The following is a 21,682-nucleotide window of genomic DNA, read 5'->3' as shown; positions in this document are numbered from 1 at the left end:
CCGTTTTCAACAGATTCAAAGTATTCAACGTTCCAAGGTATAGAGCAGATCTGCACCACTGCCCAGTTCATTGCTTTGCGCTTCAACACGCCATTTTTCACTCAACTTGTATTTCAGGCTAAGTGTGTTGACGGCCTCCATCACGCCTACGCCATAACGCAAATAGAGTCGGGGTGACAGGTATTTGCCAATGAAAAAGGCCGATTCACCGCTCGCATCGCTGTCAAAGCCGAACTCGTCCAGAGCAAAGGCCTCACGCAGGTTACCGGTAATTTTGTTGCCCTGGTTCATGCCCAGTGCCAATGCCGCCTGCAGCATCACCTGCTGCTCACCTGCGGAACTTTCGCCAGGAGCCTTGCCCAGCAACAGGTAGGACAGCACGCTGCTGTCCGGCATGGCCGGCTCACCATAGAGGTCCATGCGCGGTTCACGCAAGGTGCCACTGACATTGGCACCTACCATCACGTCGTCTACCTGGCGGCCGATACGCAGATCCAGTCCCGGGTTATCGACCGGGCCGGCAGCATATACCAGACTGCCACGTCTGATCTGCAAATCCTGACCATAAAGCTGGTACTGACCGCTTTCCACCTGGATGCTGCCAGTTGCCCGCGTGGTCCGGCCCGGCGATTCCTCGATCTGCAGTGCTCCCAGCAGACGCCCCTTGAAGCCCAGCGCATCGACCCGCACATCGTCACCAAGTTCGATGCGAATGTCAGCATACACAGGAATGGCGGGGTCTTTTTCGACGACCTCTCCACCCTTGACAATAACCACATCAGATGAGGGCTGCACGGCACTTTCACGGGACTTGGGCGTGGATATCAGCGTCTGGGGCACACGCAGGGTCCCTCCCAGACGGACCGCTTCAGGTGACAGGTTCAGGGTCAGGTCGGGGCTGATCTGGGCATGAATCTCCTGTGTGTTCATGGCGGTAAATTGCTCGCCATTCAGCGTCAGCTCACCGGTACGCTGTTCCAGATCATATTCCCCGTCCAGTTGCAGCTTTCCGTCACCGGAGCGCGCTGACCCCGTAAAGCGGATCAGACCGGGGTATTCGGCCTGTGCCAACTGCAGCTCAATCGGCGCGATCAGCAGCCCCATCGCCGGCAGCTCTACACTACCCTCTCGATAGCTGATCTCTCCTGCCAGCTCCGGCTTTGCCAGTGTACCCGCCAGGCTCAGCTCGCCACGGACAAAACCCTTCAGGTTTTGCAGATCCGGTATCAGCACCTGCACATCACTCAGATCATCAGCGCTGAGACGCAGTTGTCCACGCAATCGCTGTTGCTGGCTCAGTCCCCTTACATCCAGTTCAAGCGCCAACTCACCGGCTACCATTTCCAGCAGCGTATCTGCCGTCAACTGCAACCGATCCTCAGCCAAGGCAATATGTGCTGTCAGTGGCGCCAAAGCAACTGACTGGTCAGCCTGCGCCGGAGTCAGTTCACCCGCTGTCGTCGTCAGTGTTGCATCAAGTATTGGCAGGCCACCAGGTTGCTGGGTGAAATCAGCCTGCAGCGAGAGCGCCGGGGTTAGTTGCATACCGTTAAGCAGCGGCTCCAGCAGGCTCAGTGCAAGCGCGTCCAGCTCAGCCCTTGCCTGCGTACGGCCGGCAAAATCACCGTCTGCCTGCAGGCACAAACGCCCTCCGGCACTTTGCTCATCGAGGCAGAAACGTTCCAGGCGATAGTCTTTCATTGAGATCATGAGACCCGCAGGTGCCACCGAGCGCCATTGGCTGAATGGTTCGGGCAGCAGCTCCAGTCGATTGAGTTGCCCCTGCCAGCGCTGCTGATCCGGGCTCCAGCCACCGGCGGCGTTCAGCTCCAGCTGACCCGGCGAGCCGTTTGCAGACAGGCTCAAGCGGTGTTGCTCCGGTTTGCCATTGAGGTTCAAACTGACCTGTTCAATGGTCTGGCCAGCTGCAGCGGCATTATCCAGCTGCAGGTCTGCCTTCCAGTCACTGCCACCGGACAGGTCCAGCGACACGTCTCCACTCAAGCGCTCCAGGCTGGCCTGATCGGCATAGCCCAGCCCACTGGCACGAATGCGGGCCGTCACGGCAGGCTGCAGCAATGCGCCCTTCAACTGCCCACTGAGTGACAGTTGCCCACGCGCGTCAGGCAGCAGCCGAGCCAGATTGGGTGCCTGCAGCTCCCAGCTTAAATCCAGACGATCGTTGATCGCACCCTTTGCCTGTGCCCTCGCACCCGCGTAGCGAAGATCCAGCGCATCAATCTGCCACTGCCGGGTATCACTCGCCACGCTGGCGCTCAAACTGATCGGCTGCTGTCGCAATTGACCCTGCAATGACTGCAACTGAAGCGACAGCTGAGGCAGCTGCTCCCCCAGCTCAACGTGGCCGTTGGCCGACAGCTCCAACTGACCCGGCCAGTCAGCAGCTGCCAGTGCCGGGTTGATGCCTTCAGCGCTCAGTTGATAATCAAGCTGGATCGTTTCGCTGGCGTCCACCTGTGACTGCAACCGCAACACTGTTTCACCCTGCTGTGCCTGAAGCTGCAACTCCAGCTGACGCTGGGCGCCATCCAGATCCAGTACCAGATCAGCACTCAGAGGCAGTGACTCCGGCCAGTGATCAAGCTGTACCCAGCGGGTCAGATCGGTTGAGCCCTGCAACTCAAGGTAGCTCAGGAACTGCCGCGCCGGTTCGGTCCAGCCGCTCAACTGCAACTGGCTGCCGGGCTGTTCCAATTTCAGTGAGTCAATCACAAGCAGCTGACCATCACTGTGCAGTGCGAGGCTCACTCCCAGCTCGTCCAGCAACCGCTGTTCTCCCTGGATAATGCGTATATGCCCCACACTAACCTGATCCAACTCAAGCTGCAGCGGCAACTCCACTGCAGGCAGTTCCGGCAGCTGGAAAGTGCCTGTTTCCTGCACCGGAGCCTCTTCCTCAGCCGATGCCGGCAAGGCAACGTTCACAGACGCTGCACTGAGCCCATACACTTTCAGGCGTGGCTCGCGCAGCGACCAGGGGTGCCAGTGCAGAGACAGCTGCTCTACTTCGATGCCCAGCCCATCCTGGGCAAAACGCAGGTATCCAATCTGCAGCTCGGATGTCAAGGTGCCATCAATATCCCTGAGTTCAAGCTGGGGCAGCAGATTGGCACTCAGGTTGAGCGCAAAACGGGTACCGGAGGGCAGAAACAAAATGGCCGCCAGCATCAGCAGGATGCCCAGCAGAAAAATCAGCAGTGTACCCAGACTCCAGCGTAACAGCGGTCTCACAAATCAGGCCCCAGTGTAAAGTGTATGCGCCAGCCGCTCTCATCCAGAGGCATGGCCAGATCAAGACGCACCGGCCCTACCGGCGACTGCCAGCGGGCACCGAAACCTGCGCCGGTTTTGAGCTCTGTATCGGCGTCGTCAAAGGCGTTACCAGTATCGATAAAAGCCGCCACGCGCCAGTTTTCACGAATCAGATAGTCGACTTCAACGCTGCCGGTCACCAGATAGCGCCCGCCAATCACATCACCATCACCGCCGACTGGTCCCAGCGATTGGTAGTCGTACCCCCTTACACTGTTGTCACCGCCAGCGTAGTAACGCATTGTGGCCGGCAGGTCATCGACCGAGTCGATCAATGTGATACCCAGTTCGGCACGGGACAGCAAACGCCAGCGATCAGACAGGCTGTCGACACGCTTTCCACGCAGATCCAGCTGCAAAAGGTCAGTATCGGAGAGCAGGTTTTGTGAGGCCACACCGACGCCAAAACTGATTTGATGTCCCTTACGGGTGTTAAGACGGTTGTCCGCGATGGTTCGGCTGAAACGGGCTCTTGGAATAAGCAGTGTGGAGTCCTGTTCATCCCCCTCAAACACCCAGCTTTCCTGCTCCCAATCCAGCGAGAGATGTCGTTCCCAGTCACCAATCTGTTTCTGCCAACTGCCACCGATGCCGTAGCTGCGGGCATCAATGGTATCCGACTGCTCATCCTGCAGTTTCAGATTCAGCGCAAAGCGATCAGTGGTCGGCTGAAAGCCGGGAATCTCATAATTGGTCGTGAACTGTTGGCGAATTTCAGACAGCCGCAGACGGCTGTTCAGCGTGTGTCCCCGACTGTTAACCCAACGCCGCGTAAGACCCACTTGCATGCGCGCCCCTGTATCGGTTCCGTAACCAAAACCGGCCTGGTAGAGACTGCGCTTGCGCGGTGTCAGTTTTACATCGACCGGCAGTTCTGCATTGTCCAGCTCCGCCAGCTGAGGTCTCACCTCCACATCGGCAAAATAATCACTGTTGATCAGGTTACGCTGCAACTCGATCAGATGTGCGGTATTAACCGGGTCACCCGACTCGAAGGGAAGGTAACGTCGCAGCAGCGCTTCCGACACCGGTGCCTTGTCAAAACGAATTTCACCGATCCGGGCTCGGATTCCGGTGTCATACACCAGCTCGATATCGGCCAGATTTTGTTCGGGGTCAACCCGGATCTCACTGACCCTGAGCATCGCTTCATAGTAACCCCGCTCGGCTGCCCGCGACTGCAGGCTGCTTTTAAGGGCGGTATAGTCAGCATGCCGCAATGGCTCATCGGTTCGGACATTTGTATCCGTCAGCACCTGCTGCAGTACACTGTCCTGGGCGCCTTCGCCTTCAAGCACCAGCTGTGCAGAACGGATGCGGGTGATTGGACCGACATCAATCCGATAGCGAGCCGCCCACTGCTCTGCCGGTCCATCCAGATTGATCTCCAGCTGCAGCACCGGATTGTAGTAACCGAACGGTTGCAGCGCCCGGCGTATCTCTTCTGGCGCCTGACGGTGGAGGTAGCGAAGCCGGCTGGCAGTGGGCGGTGGTGCCTGTAACAGCGCATCGTCAACGCTCAGCATCGCACGCACGTTGTTAGCCAGCTCACCCTCAACCCCATCGAGCTCAAACTGGGCAGCTTGGAGCTGGCCACATGTGCCGCACAATAACAAAGCGGGCAACAACAGCAGTCGGGGACGATAAAACAGAGGCACTCACACAGCTCCTTTGATCGAGTCTGGCACCATTCTAACCTGCCAAGGCATTGAAAATCTTCCCTCGCTGACGCGCCGACACAGCAGGAACTCAAGGAGCACAAGCCAAAGGAGCAAGGCTGTTGCTCGAACCATGACACCCCGACGATGCGGGGCATTTTCGTTTTGATTCAGCAGGGGCACATCGCTCAATTGTTAAAAAGCTGTGCCATCCCATCAATCTTCATGACCTCGTCCATGTCGGCAGAGGCAACACCTGCCACACTCATGCAATCAAGTATGTAAGCAAGCATCGCATTTACCGCTTCTCCAAACACTTCCGGAGCCTGGTCTTTCAGTGCCAAAAGTGCCTTGATCAAGCGGCACTGCACTTCAATCAGTGCTGCACCATCTCTGGCGATGGGCCTGAAGGCATCGGTTACCAGATCTTTTACGGATACGACAGGCACATGGATGTCTGGAAAGCTGGGCTCAGGTTCGTTTTTCTCGGACCACCGCGAGAGCACTCTGAGCAGGCGTCCAACAACGTCAATCGCTGTTCCTGGATCATTGACGGCCGGTGACAGAGCCCTGCTGGCTATTTCAGCCATCACGATCAATCCAAACCGAGGATCTTCTGCAAAGGTACGAGCCGTACCCAACACAATCGCAGCACAGGCCGCCGAAACGGCTTCGCTGTCCAGCTGGGCGCCCGTAATCACCATGAGAGGTTTGCCGTTATAAACAAAGTGGCCGGGCAGCTGACACAGATAAAGGTTTGCACCGCTCTTATCTGCAATAGCCTGCAGTGCAGGCATATCAATGTGCTGTACATAGCCCGTCGAAGCAGCACACACCCGCTGTCCCTGCGGCAAACTACTGAGAAGAGGTTTCCCTCCCAGATATGGGTTTTGAATACGAGCAGCAAGTGAATCGCTGGCTGCCGCTTCTACACGCCCAAGAGTGTCACCCATCCTGCCAAAATTCATCAGGTGATTTGTCCAACGAATCAGTGCAACAATCACCCATACAATGACCACAATGGTAAACGCAAACAGAACAGATCGGCTTGATTCGTCATACAAGCCAGCACTAAGCGCGATCAAGCCAAGCAGACTGAACACAAAAGACCCTATGAATGTGGCCAGCACATTTTGGGTCGTGTTGTCTTCCTGTAACAGTGCAGTGGCACGAGGCGTTGCTGAATTCGCCGCAGCAGCGAAGGCTGAAACGGCAATGGACAACGAGAAGGTGGTGACTGCCAACATGGAAGTGGCCAAGATGGTCAGCAGGTCTTCAACCACAGCCGCACCGGAACGCTGTGTCAATTCAACAGGTAGCCAGCCCGAGAATAGATGCGCCATCACAAGTGAAAGAATGGCCAGCAGCGCAAAGCCTGCAACTCGTACCCAGATCTTCCTCAAGGTGTTGTGCAGCAGCCAAAGGTAACGTCCCGTGTTTTGCATTTTCGCTACCTCTCGGAGTTTATAACGCGCTCAACATGTTCAGCAAAGCCGACTCTTTCAGGGGAGGAGCAAAATAGAACCCCTGCACCTGGTCGCAGCCCATTGCCCTGAGCAACACCAATTGGGCGTTGTCTTCAACTCCTTCGGCTACTGTCGAAAAACCGAAATGAGAGGCCATGGCTATCACTGTTTCTGTCAGCTTCTGGTCTTGCTCGCTGGTCTCCAATTCACGGATGAATGCACGATCGATTTTAAGTATCGAAACCGGCAATTTTTTTAGATATGCCAGTGAAGAATAGCCGGTACCGAAATCATCAATGGCGACTTTGAACCCTTCGTCGCTCAAAGACTGCAGCTGTTTCAATGCAAGCTCCATATCCTGCATTAAACCCGACTCTGTAACCTCGATTTCCAGGCATGTCGATGGCAGGCCCGCTGCCGATACCGAATCCATCAGCCAGTTTGAAAAATTCGGTTGTGCCAGCTGCAATGGCGCCACATTGACAGCCACCGAGAAAGCATCTCCCACCTGCCCCTGAGTACGCCAGCGAACCAGTGCAGCAACAGCTTCCTGTACCACCCAACCGCCGATGGGTACGATGTCACCACTCGCTTCAGCCAGAGGGATGAACTCTGCTGGTGATACCCGCCCATATTCGGGACTTTCCCAGCGCAGCAGTGCTTCCACACCACAAATACGATTGGATTGAAGATCAATTTTGGGCTGATATGCCAGCTTCAGCTCCCCATTTTCTACCGCTGTGCGCAGGGCATTGCGCATCCCCGTTCGCCGCTGCAGTTGCTGCTCGAGCTGGTCGTCATAGCCACGCCAACGTCCTGCCACTGAAGGGAGCGCCAACGCTGCCATACGAAACAGTTGGTCGGTGCTGCGCCCCGGGAGGCTTGCACTGACCCCGATCCGAACACTCAAGTGCAGTGACATCTGCTCTATCTCGAACGGTTGCTCAAAACAGCTCAACACAACCTGTCCCAGTGGCTCAACCGCTTGATCTCGATGCTGGCAGGGCGAGAGGATAACCCATTCCGTACTGTTCCAGACTCCAAGTGTTGAATCACAGAGGTCAGGCTGGGCCTGCAGCCGCTGCGCCAGCTGGGCAGCCAATTGGTCCGCGATAGTGAAGCCGTGCAGACGGGCGATTTCATCCATACCTTCGATGGCAAGGAACATGACGACGGTTTCGTAACCCGCATTCAGCTGTTGCTGCAACACATCGCACAGGGCACGTCGGTTTGGCAGGCCTGTTAATGGCTCCTGCCGGGCTTTGCGTGCCAGCTCTTGAGTCCGTTCCTGAACCAGATACTCCAGCTCATTGGCCCGCTCAAGCCGTTCAGTCATCAGTTTTTGTAACTGAAGGGTATTGTTAATGCGTTGCAACACTTCCAAGTGATCAAAAGGCTTGGTCAGAAAGTCTCGAGCCCCAAGCTCAAGTGCACGGTAGCGGGTCGCGTCGTCAACCTGAGCCGTCAGGATAATCACCGCAGGTACTTGCTCTCCCAACGTATTAAGTTGCTGCATCACATCAAAGCCGCTCAAATAGGGCATGCGCACATCCAACAGAACAAGATCAGGACGGCGAGCTTTGACTCGCGGTTGAACCTCTCTGGGGTCGCAGATGCCTTCAACTCGGCTGTAACCTTCATCTTCCAGCAGCGCCAGCAGCAACTCCACATTGGCGGTATTATCATCCACTACCAGAATATCAGCATCGATATGCAGCGGGGTTGAAAGACTCAATGTGACTCTCCTTGTGACAGAATATGCCGCACCTGGTCGACCAGAGCCTGAATATCAAAGGGTTTTGTCAAATAGTCGACGAAACCAGCTTCGCGCGCACGGCGCCGATTGGATGAGGAGGCTGCAGCCGATATGGCAAGCACTGGAATGTTTCGGGTCATAGGGTTTCGAGCCAGAATCTGCTGGGCAGCAAAACCATTCATGCCAGGCAGATCAATATCCATCAGGATCAAGTCCGGTGATTCTGAAAAGGCCAACTCCAGCCCCTGCTCGGCATCCATAACACAGGTCAACTGCACGTCTGGCAGATCATGAAACAGATCCTGCATCAAACGTTGATTGGCAGGATTATCTTCTATGTACAGCACATGTTGATAGCGAACAGGTTCCGTTATTTCCCTCGATACCATGGATGGCTCAGCTTCGGTCGACGCCACCTCATGGCCGGCACACAGCGGCAACTCAAACCAGAAATCACTGCCTTCTCCTTCTCGGCTGACAACGCCCATCTGACCATTCATCAAACCTACCACTTTACGGGTCAAGGCCAGGCCTACCCCGGTCCCCTCGATACTGCCAGATTCAGCCCCCAGGCGATTGAAGGGCTGAAACAACTCATCCAGACGCGATTCCGGTATACCATGGCCCGTATCGGATATCGTGATGCGATACACCCCGGCATCGGGCACACAGTAAAGGCTGATGGAACCACCATCACGGTTGTATTTAACAGCATTACTGAGCAGGTTGATCAGCACCTGTTTCACGCGGGTATAGTCACCCAAAATACAAACGTCACACTGCCCCACATCCGGTAGATTAAGACTGAGGTTACGCTCGTCTGCCAGAGGTCTGATAATCTCGATTGCATCCTGAAGTACATCCTGCGCCCGGACGGATTCAAGAGAGACTTGCATGTTGCCAGACTCTATACGGGCCAGATCCAACACTTCATTGATCAGTTCCAAAAGATGTCGACCACTGCGAATAATCTGCTGCGCCTGACGCCTCTGGCGCTCTGGCAAAGGGGTACGGCTGTTTTCAAGCAACTGCGCAAACCCAAGGATTGAGTTCAAGGGTGTGCGCAACTCATGACTCATGGAGGAAAGGAAGTCCGTCTTGGCCTGACTGGCTGTTTCGGCCTGTTCTTTGGCAAGCCTCAACTCTTCGGTAAAACGCTCCTGCTCACGCAATTGGCGGTGCAAATTGATCAACAAGGCACAGGTCGAGGTAAAGGGTTTCAGCCATTCGACCAAGGCTTCATCGTAATCGTGTTGGGCGTTGGCAATGGCATACATGCCAATCAACTGCCCACGATCAATGATCGGCACACCCAGGTAGCGAGTCAACACCGGATGCCCCTGTGGCAAGTGCCCGTTACGCTCATCATGCAACATATCGTTGCTCAACACGGTTTCACCGCCAGCAAATACCCGGCCCAGCATGGTATGCGGATTACCCAGCATCATGTCGCCACTGACCAAAAGCTCCATCAAACGCCGCGACTCATCATTCCAGGACAAATCAGTTATGGCATGGATTTTAAGTGCCGGCTTGTCATCCTGAGTAACGACCTCACCGATGAGTGCATATTCACTCTGTGTGAGCTCCTTCAAAGCCTCTCTCAAAAAGCGCCACAGCGTATTTCCGGATACCAACGCCCGGTAGTCGGTCAAGCCCTGATGCAAGACTTCAAGCAAAGCACGCTCTTTCTGCTCACGCTTGCGTGCGGCATGGACATCACGAAGGTCAGACAGGATGCCGATAAAGTGACGCCGTTCATGATCATCAGTTTCTGTACCGAGCTGTACTTCGCTGACCGCCAGGTGAACCGGGATGAGTTCTCCTGTTTTATGCTGCGCCTCAACTTCACGCCCCTTGCCAATGACTTTGGCATCGCCACTCGTCTGATAGGCGTGTAAAAAGCCATCATGCGCCAAAGCTACCGATTGCGGCATCAGCATTTTGACATTTCTGCCCAACAGTTCTCTTTCAGAGTAGCCAAGCATATCGCAGACGAAGTGGTTGACCTCTAACATGGTCCCACGGCCATTAATGCGTACTACGCCGGCTGCTGCACCCCGGATAATGGCTTGATAACGGGCCGAAACCGCACGGTTACTATCCGCCTCTTCAGCCAGCGAGTATGTATATCGATGCAGGCTGATCAACGGCTCGACTTGGTTGGCCAGCAGTTTCAGACGTTCGAGGCATTCTGTATCAAAGTTTCTCGGTCGAGTATCAATCAGGCACAGCGTTCCCAGAACAAAACCCGAAGGAGAGCTGATCGGCATGCCGGCATAAAACCGGATATGAGGCTCATCCGTTACAAGTGGGTTGTCGGCAAACCTGGAGTCCAGACTTGCATCCTGCACGACCAGAGGGGACTGGTTATAGACTACATGGCTGCAAAACGACACATCTCGAGTGGTCTCCGTAACACAGAAACCATAGGATGATTTGAACCACTGCCGATCCCTGTCCACTAGAGACACCAGCGCAATGGGAACATCAAACAGCTCAGCAGCAAGTTGGGTCAGACTGTCGAATGACGCATCACGCGCTGTATCCAACAGATTTAAATCATACAGCTCCGCAAGGCGCTGGTTCTCGTTATCCGGTATCAGGGGGGCCGTCATACTGCCTCCACTCCATTGTCAAAATCGGCAGAAATCATTGGACTGGATTATACGGTAGCCTGCACTTACTGTCTTTGAACACCATCAGCCGCTTAAAGTATCTGAAAACTGCCCGATCGCCTCCACCACGCGCCGGGCATCGGCACGAATCCCCAGCATCATTTCTCCAGCCTGCTCGGCCTTGATTACACCAGCCTCAACCTGATCACGACTGCCACTCATATGGGCTACCGCTTTTTGCGACAGCGTGCCATTCTGCGCCACAACACGCTTGATTTCTTCAGTCGCATCGTGGGTACGGGATGCCAGCTTGCGCACCTCATCTGCCACGACGGCGAAGCCGCGCCCCGCTTCGCCTGCACGTGCGGCTTCTATTGCGGCGTTCAGGGCCAGCAGGTTGGTCTGCTCGGCTATTCCCTGAATCACATGGACAATGCTGCCGATCTCGTCTGACTGGTGACTCAGCGCTCCTATTTCTTCTGCAGCCGTATTGAGTCCGCTGGCGATTCCCTGCACCATGCTGACGGTCGCGCTGACGATTTCAGCACCTTGTGCAGCATTGCTGTCGGTTTCGGCTGCAATTTCGAGCGCCATACGGGCTGCCCGCTGCTCTGCTTTTTGCTGTTCCACCTGATCGGTCACATCAGAAGCAATTTTCACCACACCGTAGAGCTTTCCGGTCGCATCGAACAACGGGTTATAGCTGGCACGTAGCCATATCTCCCGCCCCGTCTTGTCATACCGACGGAAACGATCCGATATAAACTCACCACGGTTCAGCTTGCGCCAAAAATCACGATAGGCCTCGCTGGCAGCATAATCGGCATCACAGAACAGGCGATGATGCTGTCCGAGCAGCTCCTTTTCGTTGTAGCGCATGGTGTTAAGGAAGTTGCGGTTCACCTTGATGATGTTGCCATCAAGATTGAATTCGATAATCGCCATGGAACGGTCAATAGCGCCCAGAGTACTTGCCTGCCCTTGCTCCCGTTTGACATCATCGGTCACATCCGACGCTATTTTGACAACACGCACCACCTGGCCCGTCTCATTGCGTACGGGGAAATAGGTCGCCTCCAGCCAAATCTCCTCACCGGACGCCTTGAAGCGCTGAAAGCGATCACTGCAACCTTCGCCCCGACACAGGATCTGCCAAAACCCCCGATAAGCCGAGCTGCCGCTATATTGCTCGCTGCAGAAAATACGATGATGCCGACCGATCAGTTGTTCTCGGTCGTAGCCCATCACCTCGCAGAAAGGTGCACTGACATCAAGAATCTCACCCTGAGGTGAAAATTCTATCAGCGCCATGTGTCGGTTCAGTGCGCTCAGGATTTCCTGCTGATGGGCGACTTGAACCTTGGCCTTGAGCAGGGCTGATTTATGGCGATTGAACAACATGTATTAACCTCGGGGGATGGGATCGTGCCGAACAACCAGAAGGGGTTGAACGCGTGGCTGCAAACTCTCACCGGGTTATACAACAGGGAAATAAAGGTAGATCATCGCTACATTAAATTATGTTTACTTCAAAACGTTTTTTTGCTGTAACAGCTGATCTTTTTGTTTCGTTTCTTGTCACAGGTGCCGTTGAGTGCACTGAATCATGTTATCAAATAACGTTTCCTTTTTGACAGATGGTATCCGGAGACCAAGATGCGACTGATCACCCCCCTGCTGTTATGCGCCCTTCTCCCGCTTCAGACGGCTGTTGCGGCCGGTGTACACCAACACGGTGTTGCCCAGCTCGATCTGGTGCTGGACCCTCCCATGCTCGCCGTTTCAATACGCTCGCCCCTGGCTAACCTGGTCGGGTTTGAGCATCGTCCAATGTCTGAACAGGAGCAGGCTGACTGGACCTCACTGCAGCAACAACTGCAGCAGGCCGGGCATCTGCTGCAACTTCCGGCTGCAGCCGATTGCAGTCTGAGCAAAGTCGCCTTGCACCAGCCATTCAAGGAAACGGATACTCATGATGCGCACTCTCATTCCCACGACCAGCATGATCACAGTTCGGATGATGAGTATCAGGAACATGCCGATCTGATGGTGGAATATCACTATCTCTGTGCCGACTCGGCACAATTGAAACAATTGCAGTTACCGTTGATGAAGCACTATCCGGGGATCGAGAGACTGGATGTTCAGTTGATCACGCCATCAGGCCAGCACCTGAGCCAACTGCGGCAGGGCGAAACCCTGCTTGAACTGCCATGAAACCGATCATCCGTATCGACAACCTGCGTTTTGCCTGGCCCGGACAAGCGCCCATGCTGGAGATTCAACAACTGCAGCTGCAGGCCGGAGAGCACCTGTTCATTCAAGGCCCTTCCGGCAGCGGCAAAAGCACCCTGCTGAACTTGATAGCGGGTGTCTTGGGCGGTTTCGAAGGAGAAATCAGCCTTGCTGGTCAATCCCTGGCGAGCCTGTCAGAGCGCCAGCGTGATCGCCTGCGTGCAGACCATATTGGCATACTGTTTCAGCAGTTCAACCTGCTGCCCTACCTGAACCTGATCGATAACGTCAGTCTGCCCTGTACACTTTCAGCCCCCCGGCGCGAAGCCGCAATCCGCCGCAGTGACAGTGTTCAGGCAGAAGCACATCGCCTGCTGGAACGGTTGCAGCTGCCCGCCGAACTGTTTCAGCGCCGCACCGTCGCCGAGTTGTCGATCGGTCAGCAGCAGCGCGTGGCCGCTGCCCGTGCTCTGATTGGCGCACCGGAGTTAATCATTGCGGACGAGCCCACCTCGGCGCTGGATGGTGTCAGCCGTGACCGCTTTATGCAGTTACTGCTGGAAGAACTGGATCAGAGTAATACCACCCTTCTGCTGGTCAGCCATGACCCCGCGCTGTCTGAGTATTTCTCACGCCACCTTACACTGGAAGGAGCCAGCTCATGCTGATCCGACTTGCACTGCGCAGTCTGGCCAGCCGCCGCGCCAGCGCACTGCTGACACTGTTCACTCTGGCGCTAAGCACTGCTCTGTTGCTGGGTGTACAGCAGATTCGCGAACAAAGCCGTTTGAGTTTTTTCGATACGGTCTCTGGTACCGATTTGATTGTCGGTGCTCGCTCCGGGCCCGTACAACTGCTGCTCTATTCCGTGTTTCATATTGGCTCAGCGACCAGCAATATCCGCTGGAGCAGCTACGAAGCCCTGAGTGATGACCCGCGCATCGCCTGGACAGTCCCGCTGTCACTGGGCGACTCGCACCGCGGCTACCGTGTTGTTGGCACTCACAACAGCCTGTTTGAACATTACCGCTACGGCGCCAAACAACCGCTTGAGTTCGCTCAGGGTGGCCCGCTGAATGACCTGTTCTCGGTAGTAATCGGTGCCGAGGTGGCACGCGAGCTGGGCTACAACCTTGATGACCGCCTGGTAATCGCACACGGTGCCGGCAACACCAGTTTCAAGCGTCACGACAATCTGCCCTTCAAGGTCAGCGGCATTCTGACCGCCACCGGCACACCACTGGATCGGGCCCTGCTGGTATCACTTGAGGGGCTGGAGGCCGTTCATCTCGGCTGGCGTGCCGGCATCCCCCTACCGGGTATGCAGGTCACGCCCGAGCAGGCCCGCAAGCGCGACCTGACACCCCGAGAAGTTACGGCTGTTTTGGTGGGCCTTGAATCTCGCCTGCAGACCTTCCATCTGCAGCGCGAACTGAACAACCGACGGGACGATCCCCTCACTGCCGTTTTGCCTGGCGTGGCGCTGCAGGAACTGTGGCAAGTGGTCAGCGTGGCCGAAAAAGCATTGCTGGCCGTGTCCGGTGCTGCACTGTTGATCGGCCTGTGTGGCATGCTGGCCGTATTGCTCAGTGGCATGCAGCAGCGCCGACATGAGATTGCCGTACTGCGGGCATTGGGGGCATCCCCCTTGCGCATCGCCAGACTGCTGATGACTGAAAGCCTGCTGCTGACTCTCAGTGGCCTGTTGCTGGGGCTGTTATTGCTTTGGGGCGGAATGACACTGCTGCAACAGCCTCTGCTGGATCTGTTTGGCCTGCGGCTGGTACCTGCAAAGCTGTCACCCGAGCAATGGGCACTTGGTGGTATCATCCTGCTGCTGGGACTGCTCAGCGGACTGATACCGGCCCTCATGGCCTACCGCATGGCACTGGCCAACAGTCTGATCCGGCGCAACTGATGGAGAACTCAATGCGTGTACTGACTACTCTGATACTGGGCCTTTCGCTGTTGCAGCCACTGCAGGCCAATGACGAGATCATCGTCAATGGCGAAACCGCGGCCGAGATACGCTGGGATGATTTGATGCCGGAAGACTATGGCCTCTCACTTGAAGAGCTGTTCAACAGCCCCGAGCTGGATGCATTGGACGATTACAGCCCGAAAGCGCAGCAGATCATGGACCAGATGATGCAGACACTGGCTTCAGCCCCAGTCGTGGAGTCGATGGATGGCCGCATGGTGAGCATTCCAGGCTTTGTGGTACCACTTGAAGGGGTGGGTGACGTGGTTGATCGTTTTTTTCTGGTACCTTATTTCGGCGCCTGTATTCATGTGCCGCCACCGCCCTCCAACCAGATCATCGACGTGCATTACCAGCCCGGCACACGGGTTGAAAGCCTGTACGATGCGGTGCTGATCAGCGGCCGGCTGACGACCGAAGTGTTCAGCCATGAGATGGGAACGGCAGGCTACCGACTGGAAGCCTACCGCATCCAACCCTATGAACTGCCGGATGATGCGGAAGACTGGCCTGAAGAGTAATCTGCTCTCAGGCCATACAGTACCACCCAGATCACACTTGCCAGCAACAGGCTGAGCACCAGAGTGGCGCCCGCCGGCCAGTCAAACTGCCATGCCAGGCCGAGCCCCAGCAGGTAGCCAACACAACCGCACAGCAGCGCTGCGCTGCGACCACCCGCCAGTTGCGCCACCAGCGCCGGTGCAATCAGTGTCACGAACACCAGATAGACGCCGAGAAGCGGTACCGAAAAACTGACCAGCAGCGCAAAACAGGGATAGAACCCTGCAGCACCGAGCCAGTTTGAGTACCGCCACTGTACAGTCCAGAAAGCGACAGTCAGCAGCGCCAGCGGCAACAAGTCATTCCAACTGACCCAAAGAATATCACCGTTAAGGCTGCGGGCCAGCTGATGTCCCGCATGGGGATCGGATGCCAGCAACAACAGCAACGAACAGGCGGCCCCGGCATAGAGCAACCCGATAACCGCCTCCCGCTGGGCTGGATACCATGCAGCCAACCAGCCCACGAGACCGGCACCCAGCACCGCCAGCAAAGTGCCACCTGCCAGCGCGGCCCATGGCACCTCCGGCCACACTAGCTGCGCCAGCAAGGCTCCCAGCGCAGCCAATTGAGCCACCGCCAGGTCGATAAACAGAATGCCACGTTTGAGCACCTGCTCGCCCAGCGGCAGATGGGTCAGCAGTACCAGCAGCCCTGCCGCCAACGGAACCAGTAACAGCCCCGCTTCAGCCAGCATCAACCTGTTCCAGTAGCTGCGCCAGCAGATGATCGAACAACTGATCCAGCCGTTCTATCCCCTGCTCTGGCTCGGTTGTGGACGGCAGTGCCAACACCGGCAGCCCGGTTTTCTGCGCCAACCACTGAGCACTTTGCGGGTCCTGATACCAGCTGTGCACAATGGCCAGCGGTTGTTCTGCCTTCACATCCTCGACCAGTGATGCCAGATGACCCGGAGTCGGCGGCACACCCGGCTTGGGTTCCAGATCGGCCACTACCTCCAGGCCCAGCCAGCGCCAGAAGTAATCGAAGGTGCTGTGTTGAACCACAAGCGTACGACCGCGCAGCGGCTCTGCTCGTTCACGCCACTTATCCATACGCTGCTGCCAACTCAGGGACCAACGCAGGTAGGCCGCACGGTACTGGGCGGCCTGCTCAGGATCGGCCCGACCCAGACGCTCACTCAGTACCGCTGCCACCTGCCGGATTCGTTCCGGATCAAGGTGCAGGTGCGGATTGCCCTCCGGGTGCACATCACCGGCACCGAAAGGTACATGATCGAGCTGATCAATCGTTTCGACATGTTCAGCCGCAAACAGCATACCCGCACGCCCCGGCTGTACCTTTGGGTTGGCCGCCCGCTGCTGCAACGCCGGCAGCCAGCCAGCCTCCAGCGAGGCACCGCTGCAGATGGCCAGATCCGCACGGCGCAACCGGGCGATCAGACTCGGCCGCGCTTCAATATAGTGCGGATCCTGATAGGCATGGGTTGCACTGCTGATACGTGCCTCCGGCGCCAGTGCTTGAGCCAGTGCTGCCCACTCGGGTTCGCAGGCAAAGATCTCAAGTGCCTGAGCCGGCAGTGGCAGTAATGCCGCTACCAGCGCAAGGCCTGTCAAACTAGAACGAATGCGCATCATGAGCACCAAAGCTGATGATGTACTGCAGCGTCAGGACATCATCAGCTGCCGCATCAAAGGTATCATCCCAGTCCTGAAGTACATTTTGATGAGTGTACTGCAGTCGAAGCGTCTGGGTGTGGCTCGGATTCCAGGCCAGCATCACAGCGGTCTCTTCCAGCGCACCCTCATGGAAGTGATCATCATGCCCCATCTGTACATCTATTCGGCCATGTCGCAGCCCTGCACTCCATTGGGGTGCAAAACGATACACCGCAGAACCATACCAGCCTTCGTGGTATTCCTGACTGCTGGCATATTCGTTCGGGTCGGTTACGCGGGCATATTCGGCTGAAAGTGTCAGCTGCTGGTTGCGATTGTTGCCCTGAGGCGCCCACTTCCACACCAGATCGGCCAGGTACATATGCTTGCCGGTATATTCGGCACCATGGCTGTGACCATGCCCTTCTTCTTCATGATCGTGATGGTCGTGGTGGTCATGTTCATCATGCTCACCCGCTTCCAGTGTGCGGTTACGCAGGTAGCTGAAGCCAGCCTGCCAGCTTTGAGAATCACTCAAATCACCGCCCAGGCTGGTTGATAGAGCCCAGGTACCCACCGTACGACCACTATCGGTTTCACTCAGCTGGTCGCCATCAAATGCCTCGGCACTGATGCGCCAGTAAAGATCCGTGGGCATAACCAGGCTCAACCCAAGACCGTCGTCGTAATAGTGACCACCCAAAAAAGCGCGATACAGCAGCGGGCGCTCAACAAAACTGTCAGCATGCGGATGCTGACCATTCAGATAGCCGATATCCGACAGAAAGCGGCCACCCCGCAGCGTCATTCCTGCCGGCAATGACAGCGTCTGCAGGTAGGCTTCTTCAATACTGAAATCGGTTTCCTCCTCATTGGCTTCCATAACGGCGGTCAGTTTGCCGCTCATCAGGTTACCAAACTGTTGCTTGAGCGCCAGCTCCGTATGGCTCAGCCCCCAGCCTTCTGTACGGCCACCCAAAGCCGTATCCGTAGACTTGTGATAGGCATCAATCGTGAGGCTGATATCGGGGGCCGACAGCTCCGCCTGAGCGGTACCGGCCACGAATACAGCTAAGGGCAATGTGCGAAGTAAAGTTGATTTCATTTTCATGGTTTTACAGCTTTAGTACGTTGGAGAAAGGGATGTGTATACTATAGCCTTTGTTATAACATAACAACAAAAGCCAATAGGGGGAGGAGAGCATGATTGTTTGATCGAACTCGCAGACGTGTGCAGGCTGTAAAAAGGGATTTCGGGCCGATTAACTTGTACCGACTACACTATTACGTCCGGCACTCTTCGCACGATATAATGCGTGGTCTGCCTGCTCCAACAGCGCCTCTGCTGGACCCTGTTTCAACTCTGCCGCCGCATAACCAACACTTACCGTTACATGATCCGCGATGGATGAATATTCATGCGGATAGTTCAAACTCTCAACTGCACGGCGCATCGCTTCAGCAACTTTGGCTGCACCGATGATGTCAGTTTCCGGCAAAACGGCCACGAACTCTTCACCGCCATAACGTGCAACCAGGTCACCCGGGCGCTGTATTACCTGCTGCAAGGCTGTTGCAACCTTGATCAAGCATTCATCACCCTTGCCATGGCCGTAGTTGTCATTGAAAGGTTTGAAAAAATCGATATCCAGCATGATCAATGCCAAAGGCTTACCGCTGCGTGACAAACGTCTCGCTTCAGACTGTAATACTTCATCAAAACGGCGCCTGTTGGCTAATTGAGTCAACCCATCAAAATTCGAGAGATTTTCGAGCAGATCCGTTTTGAGTTTCAAGTTCATGTGGTTACGCACACGCGCTTTCACAACCTGAGCTTGAAAAGGCTTGGTGATGTAATCCACTGCACCCAGCGCAAGCCCCCTGGACTCATCCTCAACTTCATCCAGGGCACTCACAAAGATCACCGGAATTTTGCTGGTTTCCGGCTTTTGCTTCAATTCGCGGCAAACAGCGTAGCCGTCCATATCGGGCATCAAAATATCCAGGAGGATCAGGTCAGGCCGGTGATTGCCTTGCGCTATTTCAAGCGCTTTTTGGCCATTGTTGGCCACCTGAATCGTATATTCATCCTTGAGCAGGTTGGCCAAAATACGGATGTTCGCCGCAACATCATCAACAATGAGCAACCTGTTTTTGGCAGCTGGGTTGACCGGCTGCCCTGCAGTGGGCTGCGGTTCCAGCGTCGACGCACTCTCCTCCGGCTGTTGAGCCATTGGCGCCAACTCAAGCCACTGTTCTAACATCTTGAACAGTTGCTGTCCCGAAAAGGGTTTGCCCAAGTGGTCATTCATTCCGGCATTCAGTGCCTTGTCTCGGTCTTCAATCAAGGCTGCTGCCGTCAATGCGACAACCGGTATATCCTGGTTAAAGCTGCGTATAGCTTTGGTCGCTTCATAACCATCCATTACAGGCATCTGTATATCCATCAATACCAGATCCACACCACCCTGCCGCACACGCTCAACACCCTCGGCACCATCACAGGCCAGCTCAACTCCAAGCCCCATCTGTTCAAGCTGGGACTGCACCACCTGCTGGTTAACCGGGTTGTCTTCCACCACCAGCACTCGCTGACTCTTGAACAGGCTAACGGGTCTCCATGAGCCAGGCTCTATAAGATCCCCGACAGGCGCAGTCTCATCACAGAGATACTCGGTTTCAGACTTATCACCCGAGGATGTCTGCACCTGTGCGATCGGCAAGCATAACTCAAAGCAGAAGCAGCTGCCGACACCTGCTTCGCTTTTTACATGGATGTTTTCTCCACCCATCAACATAACCAGGCGTTGACTGATTGAGAGTCCTAAGCCGGCACCGCCATGACGGCGCGTGATAGAGGTGTCGGCCTGACTGAATGCCTGAAACAGTTTTTCTTGCTGTCCTTGAGTCATGCCAATACCGCTGTCCTTTACCCTGAATACAAGCCTCGCACGCTCGTCTGACAGGCATTCACCCTCAATCTGCAGCTCAATTTTGCCCTGCTCTGTAAACTTCACGGCATTACCCAACAGGTTGGTCATCACCTGTGTCAGGCGTACTCGGTCGCCTGTATACCACTGAGGCAGGTCATGCTGGATCGTAAATAACAACTCCACCCCTTTTTGCCGACTTAATGGACCGAAAAGGGTATCGAGCTGGCTGATGACATCAGAAAGCCTGAAAAAGTCGGCTTTAATCGCCAATGTTTTCGACTCTATCTCTGAAAAGTCCAACAGGTCATTCACAATCCCCAGCAATAGCTCGCCTGATTGGTAAATCTGTCGTGCACGATGATGTGCCCGCTTTGGCAAAGACTCGGCTATCTGCAGCTCGCTAAGCCCGATAATGGCATTGAGCGGAGTCCGGATCTCGTGACTCATATTGGCAAGAAATTCTGACTTCACACGGCTGGCGTTTTCTGCCTCTTCCTTGGCACTGACAAGCAACTTTTCAGATTGCTGGCGCTCATTGAAATGATCGGTCAAATCAATGGCTACTGTGGCGAGATAAGCCGGCTGACCATGCTCATCTGGCATGATGATACCGCTCATCAACATCGGGAACTCATAGCCGTTACGACTGTAATGCCACACCTCAGTCGGTGGAAAATAGTCTTGTTGCTTAAGTTGGGATAAAAGCGTTTCTACTGCCGGCATCTGCTCAGGGCAATGAAAAACAGACAGATGTTTTCCCTTCAGCTCCTGCACCGTATAGCCATGAATATTGGCAAAGAAAGGATTGCAATAGAGTACATGACCTCGCAAGTCCGTAATCACATTGCCATACATCGCACTCTCGGCAATGGATCTGAAATGCCGAGTTTCCGCTTCAGCCTTTTGTCGCTGTCGCATCAGATAGGTTAAAACCACAATCGTAAACACCGACAACGCAAGCCCAGCCAGCAACAACAGGATAATGACACGATTGCGCTGGTTAACCTCTGCAGTCTGTTCCTCCACCAATTCTTCAAGACGTTGCTTATAGTGCCAAAGCCCATGATCCAGGTTACGCCCCGGTGTAATATCATGTACCACGGACAACAAAAGCGTTTTTCCCTGGTGCTCGTAAGGGTGTGAGTACACCTCAACCGTGCGAATATCGCCATTGGCCAGTTGGTGCCTGAAAGTAAAGTAATTGCGCCCCTCCTCGGCCGCCAGCGCACGTTCCTCTGCAACCTGCTCAGGACTGAGCAGGTTTATTTCGGAAATACTCATTCCACGCATTACGTCGGGGTCATAGCCATAGAATTGTGCAGCAGCGGGGTTGACGTCAGCAATCTTTCCACTGGCAGGGTCAAGCCAAAGCATGGGAACGCCTTGATCAAGAAACACTCTTTCCAGATCTGCAGGTGCCGCGTGGCCATTTACAGACAACAGCAACATCACGGGAAACAGAAAAGGCTTTAAAAAGAATGGGCTGAATTTGCCTGTCTGACCCCCTTTCGCCGCCATTTCT

13 protein-coding genes and 1 pseudogene are annotated in these 21,682 nt (G+C 55.3%); 4 read left to right on the top strand and 10 right to left on the bottom strand.

The features are described 5' to 3' along the window. Positions 1-24: 24 nt before the first annotated feature. From BLV48_RS12350 to BLV48_RS19490, 6 genes and pseudogenes are all read right to left on the bottom strand, one after another. Positions 25-3,252: a translocation/assembly module TamB domain-containing protein gene (locus BLV48_RS12350; RefSeq protein ID WP_091827096.1), complete on the bottom strand. Its 3,228-nt coding sequence runs from the start codon at positions 3,250-3,252 to the stop codon at positions 25-27. Further along, the gene (locus BLV48_RS12345; protein ID WP_254775032.1) at positions 3,249-4,991 is read right to left on the bottom strand and encodes an autotransporter assembly complex protein TamA; all 1,743 of its coding nucleotides are present in this window, start codon (positions 4,989-4,991) and stop codon (positions 3,249-3,251) included. Before BLV48_RS12345 ends, BLV48_RS12350 begins: the two co-directional genes overlap by 4 nt. A 188-nt stretch (positions 4,992-5,179) precedes the next feature. Next, positions 5,180-6,436 (bottom strand): DUF2254 domain-containing protein, encoded by a 1,257-nt coding sequence (locus BLV48_RS12340; protein ID WP_091827095.1) that lies wholly within the window; start codon positions 6,434-6,436, stop codon positions 5,180-5,182. A gap of 19 nt (positions 6,437-6,455) precedes the next feature. Beyond that, positions 6,456-8,192, bottom strand: coding sequence for a GGDEF/EAL domain-containing response regulator (locus BLV48_RS12335; protein ID WP_091827094.1), 1,737 nt, complete (start codon positions 8,190-8,192; stop codon positions 6,456-6,458). Further along, positions 8,189-10,831, bottom strand: a complete 2,643-nt coding sequence (locus BLV48_RS12330; RefSeq protein WP_091827093.1) for a GAF domain-containing protein — start codon at positions 10,829-10,831, stop codon at positions 8,189-8,191. The genes BLV48_RS12335 and BLV48_RS12330 overlap by 4 nt, the downstream gene beginning before the upstream one ends. 159 nt (positions 10,832-10,990) lie before the next feature. Continuing rightward, a pseudogene (locus tag BLV48_RS19490) lies at positions 10,991-12,139 on the bottom strand (methyl-accepting chemotaxis protein); the annotation flags it as partial. Between the two features lie 348 nt (positions 12,140-12,487). On the opposite strand from BLV48_RS19490, the gene BLV48_RS12320 reads away from it, so the two are divergent. From BLV48_RS12320 to BLV48_RS12305, 4 genes are read left to right on the top strand one after another with little or no spacing between them, the layout of a single operon-like run. Then, a complete protein-coding gene (locus BLV48_RS12320; RefSeq protein ID WP_091827092.1) occupies positions 12,488-13,048 on the top strand; it encodes a ZrgA family zinc uptake protein in 561 nt (186 codons plus the stop codon). After that, entirely contained in the window at positions 13,045-13,734 is a 690-nt protein-coding gene (locus BLV48_RS12315; RefSeq protein ID WP_091827091.1) for an ABC transporter ATP-binding protein, read from the top strand. Before BLV48_RS12320 ends, BLV48_RS12315 begins: the two co-directional genes overlap by 4 nt. After that, positions 13,728-14,984, top strand: a complete 1,257-nt coding sequence (locus tag BLV48_RS12310; protein ID WP_091827090.1) for an ABC transporter permease — start codon at positions 13,728-13,730, stop codon at positions 14,982-14,984. Before BLV48_RS12315 ends, BLV48_RS12310 begins: the two co-directional genes overlap by 7 nt. An 11-nt stretch (positions 14,985-14,995) precedes the next feature. Next, entirely contained in the window at positions 14,996-15,568 is a 573-nt protein-coding gene (locus BLV48_RS12305; RefSeq protein ID WP_091827089.1) for a DUF3299 domain-containing protein, read from the top strand. On the opposite strand, the gene BLV48_RS12300 is transcribed toward BLV48_RS12305, so the two are convergent. From BLV48_RS12300 to BLV48_RS12285, 4 genes are all read right to left on the bottom strand, one after another. After that, positions 15,526-16,305 (bottom strand): metal ABC transporter permease, encoded by a 780-nt coding sequence (locus tag BLV48_RS12300; RefSeq protein ID WP_091827088.1) that lies wholly within the window; start codon positions 16,303-16,305, stop codon positions 15,526-15,528. The two genes, BLV48_RS12305 and BLV48_RS12300, sit on opposite strands and share 43 nt — an antisense overlap. Continuing rightward, positions 16,295-17,203, bottom strand: coding sequence for a metal ABC transporter substrate-binding protein (locus BLV48_RS12295; protein WP_091827143.1), 909 nt, complete (start codon positions 17,201-17,203; stop codon positions 16,295-16,297). Before BLV48_RS12295 ends, BLV48_RS12300 begins: the two co-directional genes overlap by 11 nt. Then, positions 17,187-18,338, bottom strand: a complete 1,152-nt coding sequence (locus BLV48_RS12290) for a hypothetical protein (RefSeq protein WP_175527665.1) — start codon at positions 18,336-18,338, stop codon at positions 17,187-17,189. Before BLV48_RS12290 ends, BLV48_RS12295 begins: the two co-directional genes overlap by 17 nt. Before the next feature lie 151 nt (positions 18,339-18,489). Further along, entirely contained in the window at positions 18,490-21,678 is a 3,189-nt protein-coding gene (locus BLV48_RS12285; protein ID WP_091827087.1) for a response regulator, read from the bottom strand. Positions 21,679-21,682: the final 4 nt, after the last annotated feature.

Source organism: Marinobacterium iners DSM 11526 (genome assembly GCF_900107855.1).
In the GTDB taxonomy this organism is placed as follows: domain Bacteria; phylum Pseudomonadota; class Gammaproteobacteria; order Pseudomonadales; family Balneatricaceae; genus Marinobacterium; species Marinobacterium iners.
This window is presented reverse-complemented; position numbering and strand designations above follow the sequence as displayed.